This is a genomic window from Proteus alimentorum, from assembly GCF_002607735.1.
Lineage (GTDB): Bacteria > Pseudomonadota > Gammaproteobacteria > Enterobacterales > Enterobacteriaceae > Proteus > Proteus alimentorum.
Map to the genome: position 1 here is coordinate 355,138 of NZ_NBVR01000031.1, position 18,529 is coordinate 373,666.

The 18,529-nt window shown below is 37.8% G+C and carries 18 protein-coding genes; 7 read left to right on the forward strand and 11 right to left on the reverse strand.

Annotated features, from left to right (window positions below):
* Positions 1 to 12 precede the first annotated feature (12 nt).
* The 5 genes from ruvA to aspS form a co-directional block, all read right to left on the reverse strand.
* A complete protein-coding gene (gene ruvA, locus B6258_RS12165) occupies positions 13 to 633 on the reverse strand; it encodes a Holliday junction branch migration protein RuvA (RefSeq protein ID WP_099075473.1) in 621 nt (206 codons plus the stop codon).
* Positions 634 to 736: 103 nt separating this feature from the next.
* Positions 737 to 1,258 carry a crossover junction endodeoxyribonuclease RuvC gene (ruvC, locus tag B6258_RS12170; RefSeq protein ID WP_006536599.1) on the reverse strand — a complete coding sequence of 174 codons (522 nt, stop codon included), beginning with the start codon at positions 1,256 to 1,258 and terminating at the stop codon, positions 737 to 739.
* A 125-nt stretch (positions 1,259 to 1,383) separates the two neighbouring features.
* Positions 1,384 to 2,139 (reverse strand): YebC/PmpR family DNA-binding transcriptional regulator, encoded by a 756-nt coding sequence (locus B6258_RS12175; protein ID WP_088495455.1) that lies wholly within the window; start codon positions 2,137 to 2,139, stop codon positions 1,384 to 1,386.
* 27 nt (positions 2,140 to 2,166) lie between these two features.
* Positions 2,167 to 2,601, reverse strand: a complete 435-nt coding sequence (nudB, locus tag B6258_RS12180) for a dihydroneopterin triphosphate diphosphatase (protein ID WP_164996166.1) — start codon at positions 2,599 to 2,601, stop codon at positions 2,167 to 2,169.
* A 3-nt stretch (positions 2,602 to 2,604) separates the two neighbouring features.
* The gene (gene aspS, locus B6258_RS12185; protein WP_099075475.1) at positions 2,605 to 4,389 is read right to left on the reverse strand and encodes an aspartate--tRNA ligase; all 1,785 of its coding nucleotides are present in this window, start codon (positions 4,387 to 4,389) and stop codon (positions 2,605 to 2,607) included.
* 266 nt (positions 4,390 to 4,655) lie between these two features.
* Between aspS and B6258_RS12190 the strand changes: the two genes are divergently transcribed.
* The 5 genes from B6258_RS12190 (at position 4,656) to B6258_RS12210 (ending at position 9,756) form a co-directional block, all read left to right on the forward strand.
* Positions 4,656 to 5,054 (forward strand): MAPEG family protein, encoded by a 399-nt coding sequence (locus B6258_RS12190; protein ID WP_023582071.1) that lies wholly within the window; start codon positions 4,656 to 4,658, stop codon positions 5,052 to 5,054.
* Between the two features lie 187 nt (positions 5,055 to 5,241).
* Positions 5,242 to 5,997 (forward strand): carboxy-S-adenosyl-L-methionine synthase CmoA, encoded by a 756-nt coding sequence (gene cmoA / locus B6258_RS12195; RefSeq protein WP_099075703.1) that lies wholly within the window; start codon positions 5,242 to 5,244, stop codon positions 5,995 to 5,997.
* Positions 5,994 to 6,968, forward strand: coding sequence for a tRNA 5-methoxyuridine(34)/uridine 5-oxyacetic acid(34) synthase CmoB (gene cmoB, locus B6258_RS12200; protein ID WP_099075476.1), 975 nt, complete (start codon positions 5,994 to 5,996; stop codon positions 6,966 to 6,968). The genes cmoA and cmoB overlap by 4 nt, the downstream gene beginning before the upstream one ends.
* A 157-nt stretch (positions 6,969 to 7,125) precedes the next feature.
* Positions 7,126 to 7,944: a hypothetical protein gene (locus tag B6258_RS12205; protein WP_099075477.1), complete on the forward strand. Its 819-nt coding sequence runs from the start codon at positions 7,126 to 7,128 to the stop codon at positions 7,942 to 7,944.
* Between the two features lie 237 nt (positions 7,945 to 8,181).
* Complete coding sequence (locus tag B6258_RS12210) at positions 8,182 to 9,756, forward strand: ATP-binding cassette domain-containing protein (RefSeq protein ID WP_099075478.1); 1,575 nt, start codon at positions 8,182 to 8,184, stop codon at positions 9,754 to 9,756.
* Between the two features lie 49 nt (positions 9,757 to 9,805).
* Here B6258_RS12210 and cutC read toward each other — a convergent pair whose 3' ends face one another.
* Positions 9,806 to 10,558 (reverse strand): copper homeostasis protein CutC, encoded by a 753-nt coding sequence (gene cutC, locus B6258_RS12215; RefSeq protein WP_099075479.1) that lies wholly within the window; start codon positions 10,556 to 10,558, stop codon positions 9,806 to 9,808.
* Between the two features lie 154 nt (positions 10,559 to 10,712).
* Positions 10,713 to 11,267, reverse strand: coding sequence for a VOC family protein (locus B6258_RS12220; protein WP_099075480.1), 555 nt, complete (start codon positions 11,265 to 11,267; stop codon positions 10,713 to 10,715).
* A gap of 172 nt (positions 11,268 to 11,439) precedes the next feature.
* On the opposite strand from B6258_RS12220, the gene argS reads away from it, so the two are divergent.
* Complete coding sequence (gene argS, locus B6258_RS12225) at positions 11,440 to 13,170, forward strand: arginine--tRNA ligase (protein ID WP_099075481.1); 1,731 nt, start codon at positions 11,440 to 11,442, stop codon at positions 13,168 to 13,170.
* A 148-nt stretch (positions 13,171 to 13,318) separates the two neighbouring features.
* Here the strand turns inward: argS and B6258_RS12230 are convergent, their stop codons facing one another.
* From B6258_RS12230 to B6258_RS12240, 3 genes are all read right to left on the reverse strand, one after another.
* On the reverse strand, positions 13,319 to 13,591 hold the full coding sequence (locus B6258_RS12230) for a hypothetical protein (protein ID WP_099075482.1): 273 nt from the start codon (positions 13,589 to 13,591) through the stop codon (positions 13,319 to 13,321).
* A gap of 1,035 nt (positions 13,592 to 14,626) precedes the next feature.
* Positions 14,627 to 16,162, reverse strand: a complete 1,536-nt coding sequence (gene murJ / locus B6258_RS12235; protein WP_099075483.1) for a murein biosynthesis integral membrane protein MurJ — start codon at positions 16,160 to 16,162, stop codon at positions 14,627 to 14,629.
* A gap of 144 nt (positions 16,163 to 16,306) precedes the next feature.
* Positions 16,307 to 16,903 carry a TetR/AcrR family transcriptional regulator gene (locus tag B6258_RS12240; protein WP_099075484.1) on the reverse strand — a complete coding sequence of 199 codons (597 nt, stop codon included), beginning with the start codon at positions 16,901 to 16,903 and terminating at the stop codon, positions 16,307 to 16,309.
* Between the two features lie 200 nt (positions 16,904 to 17,103).
* Here B6258_RS12240 and B6258_RS12245 point away from each other — a divergent pair, with 200 nt between their 5' ends.
* Positions 17,104 to 17,643 carry a GNAT family N-acetyltransferase gene (locus B6258_RS12245; protein WP_164996167.1) on the forward strand — a complete coding sequence of 180 codons (540 nt, stop codon included), beginning with the start codon at positions 17,104 to 17,106 and terminating at the stop codon, positions 17,641 to 17,643.
* Positions 17,644 to 17,765: 122 nt separating this feature from the next.
* Here B6258_RS12245 and rimJ read toward each other — a convergent pair whose 3' ends face one another.
* The gene (gene rimJ / locus B6258_RS12250; RefSeq protein WP_099075486.1) at positions 17,766 to 18,347 is read right to left on the reverse strand and encodes a ribosomal protein S5-alanine N-acetyltransferase; all 582 of its coding nucleotides are present in this window, start codon (positions 18,345 to 18,347) and stop codon (positions 17,766 to 17,768) included.
* Positions 18,348 to 18,529: the final 182 nt, after the last annotated feature.

Consider the following 18,529-nt stretch of genomic DNA (forward strand, 5'->3'; position numbering starts at 1 on the left):
AATGTGTTACTCCTAAATAGCCGCGCGCAACGCTTCTTTGATAAGCGTTTCACTATCCGCACCCAGTTTTGCCACTTTGCTGATCATTTTTGCAGCTTCTTGTGGTTTATAGCCTAATGCGATTAATGCTGCCGAGGCTTCGGCTTCAATATCTGCCGCTTTTGGCGCTTTAGGTGAAGTGCTTTCTGGTAACTCGATATCATTATTTTCGAATAAATCACCATTAAGGCCTTTAAAACGATCTTTCATTTCAACCACTAAACGTTCAGCTGTTTTCTTACCTACACCTGGTAATTTCACTAATGAAGTGATAGATTCATTTTCAATGGCGGTCACAAATTGGCGAGCTGACATGCCAGATAGAATGGCTAAAGCGAGTTTAGGCCCCACACCATTTACTTTAATTAATTCACGAAAGAGTGCGCGCTCTTGTTTTTGGTTAAAACCATAAAGTAATTGTGCATCTTCACGTACAATAAATTGCGTATAGATAATGGCTTCTTGGCCAATATCAGGCAATTCATAAAAACAGGTCATTGGCATATTGATTTCATAACCTACACCATTACCTGCTTCGATTAGCACCACTGGTGGCTGTTTTTCAAGAATAATTCCTCTGATACGACCTATCACCCTAACGCCTCCGCAAATATATTTACGTCAAGTTTATAACATAAAAAAAGCTGGACGTATATCCAGCTAGTGAAAAACCAAAGACATTTACCAAGATAACGACTTATCTTAACCGACCTCGCGTTAAAACTAGACGCGGATCACCTACACGTAATAAATTTTGGTTAAAGTGGCAATGTGTAATCGCAATCGCCAATGCGTCGGCAGCATCTGATTGTGGTGCCGCAGATAATTTTAATATTGAACGCACCATATGCTGTACTTGGCTCTTTTCAGCAGCTCCCGTGCCCACAACAGTCTGTTTGACTTGACGCGCTGCATATTCAAAAACAGGTAAATCGTTGTTTACTGCTGCAAGTATTGCTACACCACGCGCTTGCCCAAGTTTGAGTGCTGAGTCAGCATTTTTAGCCATAAATACTTGCTCAACGGCAAACACATCTGGCGAAAATTGAGTAATGATTTCGCTAACACCCGCATAAATACGTTTAAGTCGATTAGGAAGGTCGGGAACTTGTGTGCGAATACAACCGCTTCCCAAATAGATAAGTTGTCGCCCTTGCTGTCGAATTACGCCATAACCTGTAACACGCGAACCGGGGTCTATACCTAGAATGATAGCCATATCAATTCCTATTGCCGATATGGTCGATGGCGAGAGAAAAGAGCAAAAAAATCTGCTCTGCTCTTCTCTTCGCACTTTTAATAACAGCGTTTAAACACCGTTATTTTCGATAACCGTTAAAACGATTACAGGATATCTTCCAGTTGTTTTGCAACTTCATCTGAGATATCACCGTTGTGATATACTTCTTGCACGTCATCACTGTCTTCTAACATATCAATAAGACGCATTAATTTTGGTGCAGTTTCGATATCTAATTCTGCTTTAGTCGATGGGATCATTGAAACTTCTGCTGATTCAGCCACAAAACCCGCTGCATCCATCGCATCTTTTACTTCACCAAAAGATTCTGGTGTAGTGTAAACATCAATCGCGCCATCATCAAAAGTTTCAACGTCGTCAGCACCTGCTTCTAACGCAGCTTCCATTACGGCATCTTCATCAACACCCGGTGCGTATGAAATGACACCTTTTTTGGTAAACAGATAAGATACAGAACCATCAGTTCCTAAGTTACCACCTGTTTTGGTAAATGCATGGCGAACATCGGAAACAGTACGGTTACGATTATCACTTAAGCATTCAACCATCACAGCAGTACCTGCTGGGCCATAGCCTTCATAAATGATGGTTTCCATATTATCGTTGTCATCATTACCCACACCGCGTGCAATTGCACGATTTAAGGTGTCACGAGTCATGTTGTTCGATAATGCTTTATCAACTGCCGCACGTAAACGCGGGTTAGTTGCAGGATCACCACCACCTAAACGTGCTGCTGTAACTAATTCACGGATGATTTTAGTGAAAATTTTACCGCGTTTCGCATCTTGCGCTGCTTTACGGTGTTTTGTATTGGCCCATTTACTATGACCTGCCATGAAATATCTCCAAACGTGGTCTAATCATTAAATAACAAATTCTTCAATCGCTTGCTGATTACTGGCGGATTTTGTTAATTTTGCCGCCAGTGACGCGTCTAGCCATTGGTATTGCGAATGCTCCGTTAGCACAATATCTCGCTCTGTAGGCAGTGCTAACGTAAACCAATGTTCCTGACAATGAGTAACATCTGGTGCATAACGATGCCGAAAATGTGCAAAAATTTCAAAAAGAATTGAGCGGTGGCAATCCACCAGCTCAAGATTTTCTTTTATGATATCAATTCCAACTTCTTCTTGCACTTCGCGCAACGCCGTTTGAAAAGGCGTTTCACCCTCTTCTAAACTGCCAGTCACAGATTGCCAGAAATCAGGATCATCTCGACGCTTTAGCATAAGCACCCGTTTGGTCTCTTTTGCATAAATAACAACTAAAACGGATATCGGGCGCTTATATTTCATCATTTACTCTTTATCTTCGCTAACTTCTTTTTGAGTTACGGCAATCGCTAACTCTTTTAAAGAATCTTCATTAGCAAAGCTTGGTGCATTAGTCATTAAACACGCAGCAGCTGTTGTTTTAGGGAAAGCAATAACATCACGGATGTTATCAGTACCCGTTAACAACATCACTAAACGGTCTAAACCAAATGCTAAACCTGCATGTGGTGGAGTACCAAATTTAAGTGCATCTAATAAGAAACCAAATTTCTCTTGTTGCTCATTCGGTGTAATACCTAAAATGCTAAATACCGCTTGTTGCATTTCATTACGGTGAATACGTACTGAACCGCCACCCACTTCATAACCATTAATCACCATATCATAAGCATTTGCCACAGCACCGACTGGATGTGCAGTCAATTCAGCTGGTGATAAGTCTTTTGGTGAAGTGAATGGATGGTGCATCGCACTTAAGCTACCAGTTTCTTCATCTTCTTCAAACATTGGGAAGTCGATGACCCACAATGGTTTCCATGCATTTAAATCAGTCAGTTCAAGATCACGACCGACTTTCAGACGCAGTGCGCCCATCGCATCACTCATTGTGCCTTTACGACCCGCACCAAAGAAGATTAAATCGCCATCTGTTGCGCCTGTTGTTTCCAAAATAGCGTTAACAACATCGTTAGTCAGGAATTTAGCGATTGGGCTCTGTACACCGTCAATGCCTTTCGCGCTTTCATTGACTTTCATCCACGCAAGGCCTTTAGCACCGTAGATACCAACAAATTGTGTATATTCGTCAATATTTTTACGGGTTAATGATGCGCCACCCGGTACACGTAATGCGATAACACGGCATTTTTCATCGTTGGCAGCTTGTGCAAATACACTGAACTCAACATCTTTGACTAAATCAGCGATGTCTTTCAGTTCCATTGGGTTACGTAAATCGGGTTTGTCTGAACCATAACGACGCATTGCTTCAGCAAAAGTCATTACTGGGAATGCACCTAAATCGACATTAAGAATATCTAACCATAATGCATGGATCATACGCTCCATCACTTCGCGCACTTGATCTGCACTCATGAAAGAGGTTTCAACATCGATCTGTGTAAATTCAGGCTGACGGTCAGCACGTAAGTCTTCATCGCGGAAGCATTTTACGATTTGATAGTAACGATCAATGCCAGACATCATTAACAGCTGTTTAAAAAGCTGTGGTGATTGTGGTAACGCGTAGAATTTACCTTTATGCACACGACTTGGCACTAAATAGTCACGCGCACCTTCTGGTGTTGCTTTGGTCAGCATTGGGGTTTCAACATCAAGGAAACCTTCACCATCCATAAAACGGCGAACAGAGCTTGTAATTTTAGCACGGGTTTTTAAGCGATCTGACATCTCAGGGCGACGTAGGTCTAAATAACGATACGTTAAACGACGCTCTTCAGTATTTGTTTGATTGCTATCTAACGGTAATGGCTCTGAACGGTTAAAAATAGACAGAGATTCTGCCGCTAACTCAATTTCACCTGTTGCCATATTTTTATTAACTTGGCTATCAGGACGAGCGCGTACTGTTCCTGTGACTTGAATACAAAATTCATTACGCAGTTCTGAAGCCTGAGAAAATGCCTCTTTCTGCTCTGGGTCAAAGAAGACTTGAACAATACCTTCGCGATCTCGCATATCAATAAAGATAAGTCCACCTAAGTCACGGCGACGGTTAACCCAACCACAAAGAGTCACTTTTTGGCTCACATGGGCGCTATTCAACTGCCCACAATAATTAGTACGCATACAATATCCTTTTACTCAGCTTGTTGTGCTTTCTGCTGCGGAAATTTTGGCAATAGTCTTTTTCGAGTAGTGTCAAAAAAAAGGCAGACATTATAACGAAAATTCTTCCCGGAGATAAGAGTATAGACCTAGTTTATATGATACATCTTTTCAAGGATTTGCTAATCCCCAAACAATTAATTAATAATAATTATTTATAGCGACAGAAGTCGCTTTGAGGTTTATCATTAAATTCGCCGTTTTTTGGCTTTGGCAATGGAGAAAAGATGGTTAGCTCGCTTTATATCGTACTGGGCGCACTATTATTGATTAAATTGTCCCTCAATGTCGTAAAACTCAGAACACAATATCGGGTTGCTTATGGTGATGGTGGCTTTTATGAATTACAAACCGCCATCCGTGTTCACGGCAATGCGGTAGAATATATTCCGATTTCCATGATCTTATTATTGGTCATGGAGATGAATGGTGCTTTTGTTTGGATGGTACACATCTGTGGCTCAATTTTAATCGCTGGTCGCTTTTTACACTCTTATGGATTAAAACACCGTGAACTTCGCTGGCGTCGTTCAGGCATGGCAGCCACTTACTTATCAATGGTATTGATGATCATTGCTAATATTTATTTCCTTCCTTGGATACAAATATTTTCCTTTTATTACTAAGTCCTCGCGGGAATAACATGATCATCCATGATCAAAACCGACATCCTTGCTGTTGTGTCTAATAACGGCAAGGTCTCAAAAAGGTTTATTTATTTTTTCCAATTTCTTTCTAAATAATGCAACTTTGTGAGCACCGTCGCTTCTGGTAGAATGCTTGCTTCTTTTATTCCTTAAACCTATTTTAGTTATGTCGAATTCAAAATCATCACAACAAGACAGCTTATTTGCGACACCTATTGCTAACCTTGGTGACTGGCGCTTTGATGAAAAAGTCGCTGAAGTGTTTCCTGATATGATAAAACGCTCAGTACCGGGTTACTCTAATATCATCTCCATGATTGGTATGCTTGCAGGTCGCTTTGTTACGCCCAATAGCCAAGTCTATGATTTAGGCTGTTCTTTAGGTGCAGCAACCCTTTCCATGCGTCGTAATATTGATGCTGTTGGCTGTAAAATTATTGGTGTTGATAATTCACCTGCCATGGTAGAACGCTGTCAGCGCCATATTGATGCCTATAAAGCAGATACACCCGTTGATATTATTGAAGGTGATATTCTTGATATCGAAATTAATAATGCTTCAATGGTCGTGCTTAATTTCACCTTACAATTCTTAGCGCCGAACGATCGCCAAATATTATTAAACCGAATTTACCAAGGTCTTAATCCGGGTGGTGTGTTAGTGCTTTCTGAAAAATTCAGTTTTGAAGATAAAGAAATTGGTGAGTTACTGTTTAATATGCACCATGATTTTAAACGCGCTAACGGTTACAGCGAATTAGAAATTAGCCAAAAACGTAGTATGTTGGAAAATGTTATGCTGACCGATTCTGTTGAAACGCATAAAACTCGCTTACATAATGCAGGTTTTCCACATGCAGAAGTTTGGTTCCAATGTTTTAATTTCGGCTCTCTTTTAACGATTAAAGGCAATAATGAATGATTAATTTTGGCTCGTTTTATCAACTTATTGCGCAAGATGAGCGCTTATTTCATTGGTTAGATACATTACCTGCTCAATTATCAGAATGGCGCTCAAATGCGTTACACGGTCACTTTTCCTCATGGGAAAGAATGCTTGATGGTTTACCCGAAATTACGCCTACTGAGATTGATTTGAAAAATGGCGTGATTGCTCAGCAAACGCCAGCATTAAGTGCAGGTGAACAACTGGGCTTAAGTAATGTTTTAAAAAATTTAATGCCATGGCGTAAAGGTCCATTTTCACTTTATGGTGTCAATATCGATACAGAATGGCGCTCTGATTGGAAATGGGATCGTGTTTTACCGCATCTTTCACCACTTGAAGGTCGTTTAGTATTAGATGTGGGTTGTGGTAGTGGCTATCACATGTGGCGGATGTTAGGTGAAGGCGCAGAATTTGTTGTCGGGATCGACCCGACTCAACTTTTCTTATGCCAATTTGAAGCTGTCAGAAAATTATTAGGTAATGACCAACGCGCACATTTAATTCCTGTTGGTATTGAGCAAATGCCTGAATTAAATGCCTTCGATACCGTATTCTCAATGGGTGTCCTTTACCATCGCCGTTCACCACTTGATCATTTATGGCAATTAAAAAACCAATTAGTTTCTGGTGGCGAATTAGTATTAGAAAGCCTGGTTGTTGAAGGTGATGAATTTCAATGCCTGATCCCCGGTGAACGTTATGCACAAATGCGTAACGTGTACTTTATTCCATCTGCAAAAATGCTAAAGGTTTGGCTAGAAAAATGTGGCTTTAAAGATGTGCGTATTGTCGATGAAAACGTCACTTCTTTAGAAGAACAACGTAAAACCGATTGGATGATCACGGATTCATTAGATGCATTCTTAGATACTGATGATAAAACAAAAACTGTTGAGGGTTATCCTGCGCCTAAACGTGCGATATTAATTGCCACAAAACCTTAATTTGTTTTTATTTTAAGTTTATTATCAATATATTTAATGAAAAGGGTATCTTATAAAGATATCCTTTTTTATTATTAGACTAGTTCTGACGTTTTTTTTGAAATTAACGACTCTACTGTGAAACTTTATAATAAATACAACTTGATAAAAGATAGCTATGGCAATAGATAAAGAAAGCAAACAAACTAGACAAAAAAGGATCGCAAAACAAAAGCAACAGGCTCTTGTTCTTAATAAACAACGTAAAGAAAACGAAAAACGGGAACAATTTCTTTCTAGCCAAAACTGGGTAGAAGAAGAGACCCCCATCGAACTGACACCATTACAACGAAAGATCAGTGCATTATTCTCATTATTTGATTACAGCACCCAATTTCTATATATCGCATTTATTATTACTGCATGGTGGTATCCTGAGTTATTTAAGGTTCAAACCATTTATAATTTAACTGTTATTTTTATATTTGAGTTTGTTCTTGTTCATTCAGGCCTATTTATGGCTGTTTTAGCAAGAACTAAACTTATATTTTTCTTTATCCCTGCTTATGGCCTATTTGCCTTTATGTTTAATAGCTTTGTTATGGGGGATGAGAATATTATACTTTGGCTTTATGCTGTCATTATTGCAAATCGCCTTATTGGTAGCTATCAAACAAAAAGTAGAAATGCATGGAATAAAAATATCCTGAATTCTGCATATATGACGCTCAATTTTCTATTTTGTATATTCTTAATTGCGATTATCCGCTTTATCGTCCCTTACGGTGGTCTAACCCCTGAATACCTAGATGAAGTAAATTATTTAGGATTAATTCCCTCTCATAGTGAATATTTTAATGCTCCTCATGTTGGCATGGCATTAGGTACACTGTTATATAGTATTCCTTTTCTTTTTATAATGATTAATAAACTTTTACCTTATTACAAAAAAATAAAATTTAAACTCATTTATAATAAGGCAAAATCCACTCGATAATTACCACGTTAATCCCTTATTGATTAGGGTTTGTTTTCCGCTATAATAGCCAATTCAAACCCTTTTCTATTTATCCTTTAAGAAGGCACTTCCCTACGATGAACTAAATTCTGCCAGAAAATTTCTCAAATACCTTTTCGGTATTTATTTTCTGTTACTGGCAGACAATAATTTATTTCGTCGCATCTAAAAAAGATCTCGGCAGTCTGCCACCTATTTCGCTTAGGAGGTCTTACTATGACAATAGCCTGTCACTTCTCACAACTTAATATCGAATTTAATCAAGAAGCTCTTTTTTCGCCATTAACTCGCTCACTGGCTTGCCAGCAAAATGCATTAATTGGCCACAACGGTAAAGGGAAATCCGTACTATTAAGATTATTAGCACAAAAAATATTACCCACTTCAGGTCAAGTTAACTGGAATATGCCTTTTGTTCACGTTGATCAATTAACACGATTACAAGGCGATACACTTGCTCAAGCGTTAGATGTTTATGACATTTATCAAGCATTCCAACGCGTTGATGCTGGTATTGCCACCTTAGAAGATATTGAGTTACTCGATGGAAAATGGCAACTTCCTGTCATGTGGCAGAATTTATTAGATTCAGCACAACTTCCTATCGCATTAGATACCTCTATTGTGCATCTAAGTGGTGGAGAACAAACACGCTTAGCACTTTGTCGCGCTTTTTTATGCGAAGAGTGTTTTCTGCTCTTAGATGAGCCCGATAACCATCTTGATTATCAAGGACAACAATGGCTAATAAAACAATTAGCTCAGCATAAAGCGGGGTCTCTTATTGTTAGCCACAATCGAAACTTGCTCTCGTATACAGATACCATTCTTGAATTAACTGAGAAAGGTTTATCTGAATATGGTGGAAATTATACGTTATATGAGACACAAAAAAGTGCAGAAATAGCGTCGTTGGAAGCCGCAAGTGATCGACTAAACAGCCAAATTAAAAATGAGAAACGCCAGCAACAAGCGACATTACAAAAAGCAGCACAACGAAAACGACAAGGCGAATCAATCAGGCAAAGTGGCTCTCAATGCCTACTTTTACTGGATATGCAAAAAAATAGAGCAGAACAACGCCAATCAGCCGTAGCAAAACGACATCAGCGCGTAATTGATGATATGCAATCTCAAAAACAGGGCGTCGATGCGGAAAAAGCACATGTTCATCAGCAGAAAATGGTATTAAATTATCAGAGTGATGGTCATCGTTTAAATGTATTTGTTAATAATCTTCAGCTTCCATATGGTTATCCGCACCCTATTTCATTTTCAGCTTACGGCAACGAGCATTGGCATATTAAAGGTAAAAACGGATGTGGAAAATCAACATTACTAAAATGTTTGATCGAACAATTTGCGCCGCTTTCTGGTGAGTTTCGTCTCAACAAAGATTATTGTTATCTTGATCAACATCTTGCTTTACTTGATAAAACATTGCCAGTTGCACAAGCACTGCACCAATATCAACCCGCGATTTCTATCGAGCAATGGCGAACACGTCTTGGGATGTTGAGAATTAGAGGTGATAAATCTTTACTACCGCTTGAAAAACTAAGTGGTGGCGAGCAATTAAAAGCAACGTTATTGGCTTTAACACATAGCCCAAGACCACCTGCAGTATTATTACTTGATGAGCCAGATAATCACCTTGATATCGAATCCAAACAACTATTGGAAAATCTACTCGTTGAATATCAAGGCACATTGTTACTGGTTTCGCATGATGAAGCCTTTGTTGAACACTGTGGTATTACACATACGCTGTTATTAGGCAATATTATATAAAACACTGCGCCGTAAAAGGCGCAGTTCTAAAATAGTTAATCCTTATCAATCAAGAGGCTAATGGCGTATGAATACTCATAATATCTTTCATTGCTTCAACAGTATCTTCATCCACACAGTAATGCGTAAATTCATCGACCTCACTATCAGAGCTCATCGTTACACCCGCTTTACGATAAATCATAGTTGAAGGTGCCACTTTTCCTGCTGAACTGTGTATTTCTTTTAATCCTGCCTCTAGGAATTTTTGGATATTACTGAGTCTTACACCCGCGCCCGCCATAATAATAGGGCCTTGTGTTTTTTCATTTAGCGTTCGTAATAATGGCAAACCTAATTCTGCATTCGCCTGCTGTCCTGACGTTAAAATACGAGCCACACCTAGCTGAGTCAGTTGTTCTAGCGCTAATAATGGATTAATACACATATCAAAAGCACGATGAAAAGTAATGGCTAATGGGCCAGCAAGCTCCATTAAAATTTCCATTTTAGGCAAATCAATGTGCCCTTCTTCATTTAAAAGACCAACAACTGCCCCTGAAAACCCCATATCGCGGATCAAACTAATATCATTTTTCATTGCTGAAAAATCAGCTTGTGTATAACAAAAATCACCACCACGCGGGCGAATGATAGGATGAACGGGAATACGAACCAGATCTCTGACTTGTCGTAGCATTCCAAAGCTTGGTGTAATACCACCTTCTGCCGGACTCGTGCACAGCTCTATTCTGTCTGCGCCTGCTCGTTCTGCTACCAACGCACATTCAGCGCCAAAACAACAAATCTCCAATGTAGCCATATCATCCCTCTCCATCCTTAATAAAGAAAGTAATCAGAAAATAAATATCATTTCTTAGCGATTACTAACAATAGTTGTCGAATCTCGTTATTCATTCAATTCCACTATCAGAATTTTGTGCTGACACAAGCAAACTATTTTCTGAAAGTGTCGCTCAACACTCACTTTCAACAATTTCAAGTAACGAATAAGGATGATATTTCACTGTGACTGTTCCATTAGAAATAGCCACTGTTGGATTAGGTAAACGTTCTTTATCGCCTTTAGGTTCGCTGATTTTTAAGCTAACACTCTCAGGTAACGTTTGGGGCAAAAAAGACATGACTTTATTCACGAGAAAAGCGGGTTCAATGGAGATCACTTGCTCAATATGCTCCCACCCTTGGTATTCATATTTTTTATTCGTAGGAAAAGGTAATTCAACAATCGAAACGGATTGATTTAAAATAGTTAATGGCGTTTCTAATTGAAATAGATATATTGGGCGCCCATTAATCACATTATCAGAAATACACTTTCCACACAGGCTTAATCCTGTTCGCCACTGCTCCGCTAACGCTAAATCGTGACAACGTAACGATACATGGTCAGTCACATAGGCGGATAAATCTATCCCCAAACTATCAGCAAATAGCGCCATATTTTCTTCAAACAAAGAAATCTCGTGAGTTAAATCATTTAATTGAGAAACTGAAGAAAATAACACCATTTTGAATAACCTTAATGAGAAAACAGAGAAAAAATCTTAAAGATAAGGCCGAGATGGTAGCATGTTCTAGCCGGAATATGTTATAAATTCAAGGTTAATCCTAATTCTTTATAAGAAACCTGTCAGACTTTTGTCGTCAGGTTTTATTTTCTCAATAATTTAAGGTAACCCGGTGAATATTCAGGCTTTTCTTTCAGAAAAAATCAGTGTGGCAATGTGTGCTGCTGGCGCACCCGCTGATAGCGAACCTCTTGTCCGTCAGTCAGCCAAAGTACAATTTGGTGACTATCAGGCAAATGGTGTCATGGGAGCTGCAAAAAAAATGGGGATCCCACCCCGACAACTCGCAGAAAAGATCCTAGAAAAGCTCGATATTACGGATGTTGCAGATAAAGTTGAAATCGCAGGTCCGGGTTTTATCAATATCTTTTTATCTCCACAATGGGTTGCAAAGCAAGCTGAAGACGCATTAGCAGATGAACATCTAAACGTAACCCCCGTTGAACCTCAAACTATTGTTATCGACTATTCATCTCCAAACGTTGCAAAACAGATGCACGTTGGCCACTTACGCTCAACCATTATCGGTGATGCAAGTGCGCGCACTTTATCTTTCTTAGGTCATAATGTTATTCGTGCTAATCACCTCGGTGATTGGGGGACGCAATTTGGTATGTTGATTGCGTATTTAGAGAAAAAACAGAATGAAAATGCCGCTGATATGGCATTATCTGATCTCGAAGAGTTCTATCGTGAAGCGAAAAAACACTATGATGAAGATGAAGTATTCGCAGAGCGTGCCCGCAACTACGTTGTGAAATTACAAAGTGGTGATGAATACTGCCGCACAATGTGGCGTAAATTAGTTGATATCACCATGCAACAAAACCAAGTCACTTATCAACGTCTTAACGTCACATTAACCGAAGATGACATTATGGGTGAGAGTCTTTATAACCCAATGTTAGCAGGTATTGTTGCCGATTTAAAAGCAAAAGGCCTTGCAGTAGAAAGTGAAGGTGCAACGGTTGTTTTCCTTGATGAATATAAAAACAAGGAAGGCGAACCTATGGGTGTTATCGTTCAGAAAAAAGACGGTGGCTACCTATATACAACGACAGATATTGCTTGTGCAAAATACCGTCACGAAACATTACATGCTGATCGTGTACTTTATTATATCGACTCTCGTCAGCACCAGCATTTAATGCAAGCTTGGACGATTGTCCGTAAAGCTGGCTACATCCCTGATTCAATGTCACTTGAACACCATATGTTCGGTATGATGTTAGGTAAAGATGGTCGTCCGTTTAAAACCCGTTCTGGCGGCACTATTCGTTTAACCGACTTACTCGATGAAGCTCAAGAAAGAGCCCGTACATTAATCGCTGAAAAAAATCCAGATATGGATAAAGACGAATTAAATAACGTTGCTCGCGTCGTAGGTATTGGTGCTGTTAAATATGCTGATTTATCTAAGAATCGTACAACCGATTACATCTTTGATTGGGATCTGATGTTAAGTTTCGAAGGTAACACTGCACCTTATATGCAATATGCTTATACTCGTGTTGCTTCAATCTTCAAACGTGCAGAAATTGATGAAAATGCATTAACGCAACCTATCGCACTGACACAATCTCATGAAAGACAGCTTGCATTACGTTTAGTCCAATTTGATGAGACGATTATGCAGGTTTCTCGTGAAGGAACGCCTCACGTTATGTGTGCTTATCTTTACGATCTGGCACAAGCCTTCTCTGGCTTTTATGAAAACTGCCCTATTTTATCTGCTGAAGATGAAAACACTCGCCAAAGTCGTCTAAAACTGGCTCGTTTAACCGCGAGAACCTTAAAACAAGGTTTAGATACTTTAGGTATCGAAACAGTAGATAGAATGTAATTCACCTCTGTTTTCAAATAGCAGTGATAAAAAAACCGATGGTATATTAACCATCGGTTTTTTATTATGTATTGAATTTTAATTCAATATAGCTAAAAAATACTTCAAACAATAATGATGCAAGCAAATTTCCAATGCGACTTAATCATTAATCTTCGTTAGCAGTTATAACATCCTGACACAATAGCCCTCTAATATCTTTTGCCTCAATCCAACCATCGACACTATCTATTGGCTTACTAGGACTGTATAAGCGGTCATTGACGTCTTTAGCCGTGAAAGCAAGCTTCTCATTAGTTTTATCGAATACACCAATACAGTTAACTGGAGTGAGTCTTGAGGTATTAAGTTTTCCATCAGCCGTACAACCTGCAAGAAATAATGTCGCTAATGATACAGAAATGATAATTGCTTTTTTCATAGTAGCTCCTGACTCTCTTATTTTTATTGTTACCAAAAATCACAAAATGATTATTTAGTAGTCTCTAAACTAGAATATCTAATGATTTATAACTGTTTTGAGTATAACGAATAAATGGAGAAATATTTGAGTTATTGAGCTATTAATGAAAAAAAACAGAAATATTGGGAAGGAATAGAAAAGAGAGGGAAAAACAGAAAACAATGGCGAAAAAATGAAAGCAATAATTAGTGTACCATACTGAATTCTCAGTAATCTAATTATCTATTAATAATAGATTTAGCATTAATTTCATTATTCACACGACTTATTGTTTACTGCTTATCCCCAGCAATCGTGTTACCTATTTGAAGCGCAGACAAAATAGATATGATCACTTTCAGTAGTACTGAACGATAACAAGCAAATAACTTTACAGTCACGGTTAATCTACCTGAATAAAGAAATAATAATATGTCTTAAATCAAAAAAATTAAATATTTTAAAATACACTGCAATATTTTGAAATATTTGTAATATCTCATCATTAAGTAAGAAATATTTAACAGATGTGTCAAATTTTAAACCTATACAACACAAGAGAGTTTATCTAAAAAAAGATAATTCGTCAAACCGTAAGTGCTTAGAATATAGTGTCTATTTTTTTACTTTATGTAGAATCCCACTGCGAATAAACAAATTGTCTAAAGCTATTCGATATGATTAATGTTTAGATAATTTTATCAATATCAATTAAAAAACACCTTCCAATGCCGAAAAACTGTATAAATCATTTAAAAAATGGAAAAAAAATTTAATAAAAAAAAAGAGAAAGAAAAAAGATTTTTGCTTTTTTCTCACTTTTTCTCTTTTTAAGGATCGTCAAACCCATGTAACTAAATGCTAGAAGTGTGATCAATGTGGCATTATAAATAGTCTAAAAATAGAGGAAGGTTCTAAATAAGGCGCTAAATGAGGAGAATAACATTGGATAAAAACATTGTTAATTTTACAACCCCTCGCTTTTATACAAAAGCGAGGGGTTTGTGTTATCAGTTACAAAGCACGTAGTGAGAAATGACGAGGTCTAAACCCTAGCGCATACAGCGCAACAAAATAACTGCCTGCACCAGCGACGACCACTAACAACAAACGTAAGATACGCATTAGCATATTGCCGATATCCCAACTTGGCATGATCCACAACATTCCAACTAATACAGCCCCCATTACAGCAAGCGCAATAACAAGTTTTAATAAGAACACAGGCCAACCCGCTAAAGGTTGATAGATATCTTTCTTACGGATCTGCCAAAACAACATAGAAGCATTAAAACAAGCAGCAATACCGATTGAGAGCGCAAGACCCACATGTTTTAAACTGCCAACAAACGCCAGGTTCATTAATTGTGTGAGGATCAATGTAGCAATCGCAATTTTTACTGGTGTTTTAATATCCTGACGAGAATAAAAACCCGGTGCTAAGATTTTGATGATAATCAGTCCCATTAACCCAACACAGTAAGCGATTAACGCTTGTTGTGTCATCAATGCATCATGAGCATTAAAATTACCATACTGAAACAAAGATGCCGTTAAAGGCCCAGATAATACCGCTAAACCAATAGTACAAGGCAGTGCTAATAAGAAGCACAGTCTTAATCCCCAATCCATTAATTTTCTATATTCTTCAGTATTGCCACTGGCAAAACTTTTAGATAATGAAGGAAGTAAGATTGTACCTAATGCAACACCGAGTACCCCTGTCGGTAATTCCATCAAACGGTCTGCATAATACATCCAAGAAACCGAACCAGAAACTAAGAAGGAAGCAAAAATAGTATTGATAATTAACGATATCTGGCTAACAGAAACGCCTAAAATAGCAGGTCCCATCAGTTTCATTACACGCCAAACACCGCTATTTCTAAATGAAACACGCGGTAAAACAAGCATACCGATTTTTTTCAAATGTGGTAATTGATAACCAAGTTGTAATATTCCCCCAGCAACAACCGCCCATGCCAATGCCATAATAGGAGGATTACAATAAGGTGCGACCACTAAAGCGAAAAAGATCATGCTGACATTGAGTAACGTCGGTGCAAAGGCGGGGACTGAAAAACGATTCCAAGTATTTAAAATAGAGCCCGTCAATGAAGCTAATGAAATAAGAAAGATATAAGGAAAGGTGATCCGTAATAGATCGGTTGTTAATTGAAATTTATCAGGTGAACTACTAAAGCCCGGAGCTGTAACATAAATCACCCAAGGTGCAGCAATAATACCAATCACAGTGACCACAGCTAAAATAAGCGTCAGCATGCCCGAAACATAAGCAATAAAGGTACGCGTTGCTTCCTCACCTTGCTGATTTTTATATTCTGCCAAGATCGGAACAAACGCTTGAGAAAATGCCCCTTCAGCAAAAATACGACGTAATAAGTTTGGTAATTTAAAAGCAACAAAAAAGGCATCTGTTGCCATACCTGCGCCAAAAATACGCGCAATAATTGCATCACGAATAAATCCTAGTACCCGTGAAAATAAGGTCATAGAACTCACTGCAGCAAGTGATTTAAGTAAATTCATAAAGTCATTCTAATTTTTGTTGAATGGAATAAAAAGAAAGGGACTATACTCCGTCTCTAACATCGAAAAATCAATCTTCAATTAGCTAGGAATATGCTGACTCTGCTTATCCTCAGCTAACCAAAGCGATTAAAAAATAGCTATTTATGGCTTTGTAAGCAGTTTTCTCAACATCACTTCCAACATAACGTGATCCTCACCCTCATTAAATTCAGGATCGATAATATTTCTTCCCATAGAACCATCTGCAATAACTAACAGCCATGTTGCCATTTTCTCTGGCTCAAGTGTTGAGTCTATCTGTCCTTTTTTAATACCGTTTTTCAGCATCGCAATCAAACGCTGTTTGTTGTTTCTTTCATTTTCAATAAAAATCTCGTGAATGCTCGCATTACGCGATGCTTCAGCAAAAATTTCAATACGAATACGTGCATATTCGGGATGATTATAGAGCGCTATAATTTCCTTCATTAAATCAATGATTGCTTGAATACACTCTTCTTCAGCTCCATAGCGACCAAAGATATCGTCAAACAGTTGTGTATCCTCTAATGCAATTGCCTCAATAATCGAATTTTTATTCGGAAAGTAATGAAATACATTCCCTGGACTCATACCTGCTTCATGACAAATTTCTGCTGTTGATGTGGAGTGAAACCCTTTTATAGCAAAGCAACGTATTGCAGCATCAATAATATGCTTCATTTTCGCTTTTTGTTTTTCAGTCACCGTCTTGTTCATAACATTAAAAATCTCTGGACAAAATAAATTAGACTGATTAGTCTACAAATAACTAGACCAAACAGTCTAAAAAGTTAACCCTATTATTGCAGAGTAACGATATCATGCAATGACTTATTGAACACTATCAGTGTCGTGTTACAGCGCCTTCAGATATTCCTGAAATTATTCAATTATTTGCACAAGCATTTCGTTTTAAATTGAACGCTTTTGATATTGATAGCACTAATCCTAGCCAACATCAGCAACTAGAAGCTATTTGGAATTCATTAGCATGTAAAAAAAATAGCCAACAATTTGTTGTCACTGATGATGGAAAGATAATTGCAACTTTTTGTTTAGTGATAAAAGAAAACGACTTTATTTCAAATCCTTTTATTAAAACACCTTTCTTGGATTATTGGCGTTTTGGTATCACTCATTATATTAAGCAAAATATTTTCTTTTCTTTATTTGATTATATGCCAAATAAAAATGAGGCTTATTTGGTGCATATTGCCGTTTTATCATCATATCAAGGGCATGGTATTGCCTACGCTATACTTGAATGGATAACCCAATATAGTAAAGAGGTTCTAAAAAAAGCGTATTTATCACTTTATGTCGATATTCATCATGAAGGTGCGCTTTATTTGTATCAAAAGAGTGGGTTTTATATTGAAAAAGAAGAATCATCACGCTTAACACAGTCTATTTTCCATATTCAATATTGGTACTATATGTTGAAAAAAACATGTTGAAGAAAACCGACTTGATGACTCATTAAATATCACTATCTCCGTTAAAAAATGGCTAAAAGCACTGACATAAAGGCATTTTTAATATAATTATAAACAGTGCTTTTCTTCCATGGTGACCTAGATTAACGTTTAAAATAACTTCGCGTTGTTAATGCAGTTAGTACGTGATCTCGCCACTCTTGATTAATTTGTAGATAGTTTTTGGCGTATCCTTCACGTTCAAAGCCATGCTTAGCTAATAGGTTTCCGCTGCGTAAATTATGAGGCATATAATTCGCCATAATACGATGCATTCCTTGCTGCCGTTGCATATAGCGAAGTGTTTCCGTTAAAGCTTCCGACATATAACCCTGTCCTTGCCATTTTTCACCGACTGAATAGCCCAAGAAACAGGCATTAAAAGCGCCACGCATAACATTGCTGTAATTAGCAACACCAATAATTTCATCTTCTTTTTGTGTTAATAGCAGAAAATGAAAAGCACTTTCTTGTCGGTGTAGTTCGTTCATATATTGTAAACGGTGATCCCAACCAGAGGATAAATAATGTGTTTTATCTCTTACCGGTTCCCATGGAATTAAAAAGCGACGATTTAATGTATAATAATCAGCCAATCTTTCAGCATCTCGTTCATATGCTAAACGAATTACCATTCTTTGTGTTTCAAAACGAATTTTAGGAATTCCGCCACGATAACCAAACATTACGATCTCATTATCCTTTGATATAAATAAGTCTAATTCTGAAGCAACTCTTCTTATTCTGCCACTAACCTTAATAAAAAAATATCATCTTTAATTTACTAGGAATTATGCACATTTAGAGACAGAATAGTCGAAGAAATAAATTATTTCATTCCCCCCTTATTTTATTAAATTATTTGCTT